This window comes from bacterium (genome assembly GCA_026398675.1).
Taxonomy (GTDB): domain Bacteria; phylum RBG-13-66-14; class RBG-13-66-14; order RBG-13-66-14; family RBG-13-66-14; genus RBG-13-66-14.
The window spans coordinates 1-5256 of the sequence record JAPLSK010000146.1; the positions used below are offsets into that span (position 1 = coordinate 1).

At 63.0% G+C, this 5256-nt stretch carries 4 protein-coding genes and 1 tRNA gene; 3 read left to right on the forward strand and 2 right to left on the reverse strand.

Going from position 1 to position 5256, the window contains the following annotated elements; all coding sequences use genetic code 11:
• Window positions 1–264: 264 nt before the first annotated feature.
• Entirely contained in the window at window positions 265–1077 is an 813-nt protein-coding gene (locus NTW26_03830; protein ID MCX7021404.1) for a hypothetical protein, read from the reverse strand.
• 184 nt (window positions 1078–1261) lie between these two features.
• Between NTW26_03830 and NTW26_03835 the strand changes: the two genes are divergently transcribed.
• Together NTW26_03835 and NTW26_03840 are read left to right on the forward strand one after the other, a co-directional pair.
• Window positions 1262–1336 (forward strand) — tRNA-Gly (locus NTW26_03835).
• Between the two features lie 46 nt (window positions 1337–1382).
• The gene (locus tag NTW26_03840) at window positions 1383–2381 is read left to right on the forward strand and encodes a UbiA family prenyltransferase (protein MCX7021405.1); all 999 of its coding nucleotides are present in this window, start codon (window positions 1383–1385) and stop codon (window positions 2379–2381) included.
• A 413-nt stretch (window positions 2382–2794) separates the two neighbouring features.
• Here the strand turns inward: NTW26_03840 and NTW26_03845 are convergent, their stop codons facing one another.
• Window positions 2795–4279 (reverse strand): HEAT repeat domain-containing protein, encoded by a 1485-nt coding sequence (locus NTW26_03845; GenBank protein ID MCX7021406.1) that lies wholly within the window; start codon window positions 4277–4279, stop codon window positions 2795–2797.
• A gap of 130 nt (window positions 4280–4409) precedes the next feature.
• Between NTW26_03845 and NTW26_03850 the strand changes: the two genes are divergently transcribed.
• On the forward strand, window positions 4410–5069 hold the full coding sequence (locus NTW26_03850; protein MCX7021407.1) for a DUF4159 domain-containing protein: 660 nt from the start codon (window positions 4410–4412) through the stop codon (window positions 5067–5069).
• Window positions 5070–5256: the final 187 nt, after the last annotated feature.

Here is a 5256-nt window from a genome sequence, read left to right on the forward strand (position 1 = left end):
CGTACTGCCGGTTCTCCAGGTATTTGTGACCGGCCGCCACGTGGGTTTCCGGCGTGTCCATGGCGGTTTCGCCCTTCTTGCAACCCGCCGAGAATAAGACCAGGGCGATGATGGCAAACCCTATAAGTAGCTTTTTCATCGTAATCCCTTCATCTGTACTTGGAGGGCAAGGGGTTTCGCTAGGGCGTTACTCGCTTTGCTCGTTTTGCCAAAGGCATAGCTCGCTTCGCTCGGTTAAACCCCTTGTCTCCTCCGGTAAGTTGTTTAAAGGACTATCGTCACCCGGCAATCGGAGATACCGCTCACGTAAGGTATCTTTGTGCCGTCGGGGTTGGTGATGACGAGGTCGCACTTGGCGGCGCCGGAAACGCTCACGGCTCGGATGACCATGGGGTTGGTACCGACGCGGTCTCCGCCGCGGGCCTCGTCAACGCTGCGCGCGTATCCCACGATGCCCACGGAGACGGCGTAATCGCGGCTGACGTTCATCGGGCCGTAGAGCACGTCGCCGGACTGGTTGACGATTTTCGGGCTCATGGCGGGCATGGCGCCCAGACCCGAGGCGTCTATGATCAGTCCGGTGCTCTCGCCGCCGCCGGGATGGACCGTGGTGTTGTAGGGATCGGTCAGGACGGCGTCGGCCAACTGGCCGTCCAGGCTGATGGCGAAGGTGCGCTCGATGGAGCCGTCGCTCATGTAGCGGGGGCTGCCCACCTCGTACGCGCCCTGAACGACGCCGGAGACGCGGGCGATGATGGTGTCGTCCACCGTCTCGAAGTTCTGGATGGTGGTTGTCGAGTTAATCTGGACCCCCTTGACCTGTTCGAGGAGGTCACGGAGTGCGACTATCTTGGCGGCGCGCATGGCGTTGGCGCGCTCCCGGGCGGCGTTGACCGGGTTGTCGGAAACGACGCCGATGCCGGTGGCCGAGATGGTCCGCTCGCCCCAGTTCGTGATGCCCGCGCCCCCCCTGTCCTGGGGTGTCTGCGGCTCGTAGGTCGTGCGCTGGATGCCGGCCCAATCCTGTGCCAGGACCAGGACCGGGAGAAGCACCAAAAGCGCGAAAATCTTCCTCATCTCTACCCTCCTAGGTGGCTTCAGCTCGGCTCACACGGGGCCGAGCTTCGGCATTTTAAGAAAATTTTGGTAGAACGTTGCCTTGCGCTCAAATTGGATAAGTATAGCAGGAACCGGAGCCCTTTACAATACGGATTTGAAATCGCTTTACATGGCGCCGGAGCTATGATATAAAGGATTGCAGGCGGGGTTAATTCAGCGGTAGAATGTCAGCTTCCCAAGCTGAACGTCGCCGGTTCGATCCCGGTACCCCGCTCCAGCCCGCCGCTGCGCCGCCTCGGCGGCTTTTTGCTGACCGGAGGGGATTGGGTAAATACCCCCACGAGGAGGGAAAGGTTCCCTTCGACCGGCCCAAGACCAACCGCGGGCTCGGTCTGCCGCGCTGGTTCTGCGTCCTCGACTACTTCTTCCTCCTCCGCCCGATGATCCTCATCCCAGTTTGGCTCTTCCTGCTCCTGGGCCACTACCACGCCCTGGACTTAATCAGCGCCTACCGCTGGCTCGACCAGCTCTACCCCGCCCCGGACCTCGCCCTCGTCTTCGTCGCCTTTTCCCTCCTCGTCGGCGGCATCTACGTCAACAACCAGATTCACGACTGCGAGACCGACCGGCGCAACCGCAAGCTCTACTTAATCTGCGACGGCTACATCGCCCTTAAAAAGGCCTGGATGTACCAGGGGATACTCCAGGCCCTGGCCCTGGTGAGCTGCCTGTGGTTCTGGAACTCCGGCTACCTATGGGTCATCCTGGCGAGCATCCTGTTGGGCTTCCTCTACAACACGCCGCCCTTCAAGCTCAAGGGGCGGCCGGTGATGGACATCCTGGCCAACGGGCTCGGGAACGGATTCTTGAACGTGGCGGTGGGCTTCGTGGTCGTCCTGCCCCTCACCTGGGGTTTTTCGACAGTCTGCCTGCCCTACGTCCTCGCCGTGGGAGCCGTCTTCGCCAACACCACGGCGGTGGACACCGAGGGCGACGCCGAGTCCGGCGAGCGTACCTCCTCCGTGGTTTTCGGTGTCCGGGCGGTGGCCTGGATCGCCCTGGGTCTGATGGCGGGCTGCGTGGCCCTGGCCGCCCTGTGGGGCGTCTGGCCGGCGCTCATCGCCGGAGGAGTCAGCCTGCCGTTCTTCATCCCGGCGCTCACGGCCAAGCGTAAATGGCTAAAGCTTTCCTACACGGCTACGACGGGTGTCTTCGCCCTGGCGGCCGCCGCGCTCTTCCCCTGGTTCCTGCCCTTCCTCATCCTCGTGCTGACGCTCACCCGCTACTACTACCGGCGCAAGTTCGGCCTGAAGTACCCCTGACCGTCCGGTCTGTGTCGTTCATCGGGGAGCAGCCGCGTCCGCGCCTTGAAGAAACGGTTCGGTGACACATCGTTGGAATACGCGAGTGGCTGAAGTCTCGGTCTCCATTTATTAATGTAGTGTTTTAGTTATCCGCCGCGTCCGGCTGAAAAAAAGGGACGCCCCTACGGGGGCGGGTGGGCGGTCCATCCAATATAAAATGTGGGGCGATGGCCCCTTGTCCGTCATCTTAAAAAAAAACCACTCATCTCTTTCCACTTAGCCGTGCAATCCTCATTCACGGCTTAACCGGGGGCGTACTTCGTCTTGGGCTGTCGTAAAAGTCCGCGGGCGGTCCGGATAAAATAACCCCCCCTTTTGATATATGCAAAGGGACGCCCCGACGGGCGCCCCACTTTGTTTGTTAGTCACGGTCATTCCATGCGCAGCAGCGCCTCCCGGGCCGACTGGGCCACGGTATCGTCCGCGTCCGCAGTCAGCTTGTCCAGGTAGGGCTTGGCCTCGGGGACGGCCATCTCGCCCAGGGCGATGGCCACGGCCTGGCGCACTTCGGGGCGCTCGTCGGCGGCCAAGGCCGCCACATCCGAGAAGGCCACGGCGGGCATCTTACCCAGGGCCACGGCGGCGTTCTCCCGCAGAACCTTGATCTCCTGCGTCAGGTTTTCCAGGAGCTTCGGCAGGGCCGCCAGTTGCAGGTCCCGGTTCTGAGTGTAGCTGAAGAACCAGATGGCGAAGGCGCGGAGCTTGGGGTCGGGGTCCGACAGCCTTGCCAACAGGAGCGTCGTCGCCGGGGCGCCGTTGGCCTCGAGCATGTCCGCCGCGGTCTCGCGTATGTCCGAATACTTCAGGGCGTCGAAGAGCGCGGCGATAGCATTGGAGGTGCCGATGCGCCCCAGGGACTGCAGGGCGACCTTCTTGACGTCCGGCCCGGCGTATTCGGAGGTGTCGGCCAGGATGTCCACCAGGGCCGTGGTGGCCTCGGTGATGCCCAGGTAGCCCAGATAGTGGGTGCACATCACCTGCAGGGCCTTGTCCTCGCTCTCGCGTTTGGTAATGAGGGCGTTGATGGCGTCCAGCCTAAGTTGGCCGAAGACGCGCTGTGTGACATCCAGCGCCGCGTTGGAGGCGGAATCGGCCCGGAGGGTCTCCAGGTACGTGGGGGGCGGCGTTTGAAGCGCCTGGAGGCTCAGGGTTATGTATTTACGCGGGATGGCGTTCTCGTTGCCGATGCGGTTCAAAAAGCGCCCCACGCTGTCTATCTTCGTGTCAACGAAATCATCGGCCGGGTTGGGCGTGAAACCTTGGATGGTGGCGGCGACCTCTTCGTAAAGGGGCATCTTCGGATTGGCGAAGGCGAGCATGGCCTTGTAGAAGCTCTCCCGTTCGTACTCGGCGAGGGTGGCGTTCAGGGGGCCGACGGCCGGTTGGCCGATGGCCACCAGGACGCGACTGGCCGCGGTGCGCCTATCCTCGGCCACGGTGTAGAGAGCCGTGTCGTCCAGCTCCTCGGGCACGAAGCCCAGGGCGCGGACCAGAGGCTGCACCGCCTGTTCGCCGAACTGGACCAGGCTGCGTCCAGCCTGGCGGCGCACCTCCGGGTCGGGATCGTCGAGAGCCTTGACCAGAATATCGATGGAGTCGGGATTTTGGAAGAAGCCGAGCCCGCCCGCGGCTTTGGCCCGGATTCGCGGATCCTCCGCCTCGTCCTCCAGAACGCGGTGCAGATGGGCTACCGCCTCCGGGTCGCCGGTGGCGATCAGGTCGTCCACCGCCGCCAGTCGCACTTCCGGGGCGTTGCCCTTGTTCTCCAGGTCGGCCGCCGCGCCGGAAAGGCTGGGTCCGCCGCAACCCGTGAATACTAAAACGAGCGCCGCCGCCAGAACCAGACACCGCGCCATGGATGCTCCTTGGGGAAGATGAAAGTTGACCGGATAAAGCTACCACAACGCGGAACCGATGTAAAGTCTCGCCGCCCTCGGCGGGATTGTAAAAAAAACATCCCCCGGTCTTCGGGTATAATCCCCCTGGATGAGAAAGGCGACGCTTCACATTCTGCTCCTCTTCGTCGCGACGATCCAGGCGGCCGACACCCCGGCGGTCTTCACCATCGCCCGGCTGCACTACGGCGGCGGCGGAGATTGGTACTCCGACCCAAGCTCCCTGCCCAACCTGTTGAAATTCCTCCGCGACTCCACCGGGATGGAGGCCGCCTCCGACGAGGTCGTGGTGGAGCCCGCGGCCCCCGAGCTCTTCGACTACCCCTACCTCTACCTCACCGGCCACGGCAACGTCAGCTTCACCCCGCTTGAGCTGGAGCAGCTCCGGCGCTACCTGGACGGGGGCGGCTTCCTCCATATAGACGACAACTACGGCCTGGACATCTACATCCGCCGCGAAATTTTACGGCTCTACCCCGACGAGGAACTCGTCCTGCTCCCCTTCGACCACCCCATCTACCACTGCTTCTACGACTTCCCCCAAGGATTGCCCAAGGTCCACGAGCACGACGGCGAGCCGCCCCAGGGCTACGGCATCTTCCGGAACGGCCGGCTCGTCCTCTTCTACACCCACGAGTGCGACCTGGGCGACGGTTGGGAGGATCCCGAGGTGCACAAGGACCCCCCGGAAATACGCGAGGCGGCCCTCAAGATGGGCGTCAACATTATTATCTACGCCCTTACCCACTGAGTCTAAAGGATACGCCATGCCCGCCGTAAAACCAGAAGAAATCTGCCCCATCTGCGGCCGACGGCTCTCCGACGCCGAGCTGGTGCCGGGGGTGGCTGTACGTCCCAGCCTGGTGAAGCTCATCCAGAAGGACCACCCCGACTGGGACCCGTCCCAGCCCATCTGCAACGACGACCTCAACCGCTAC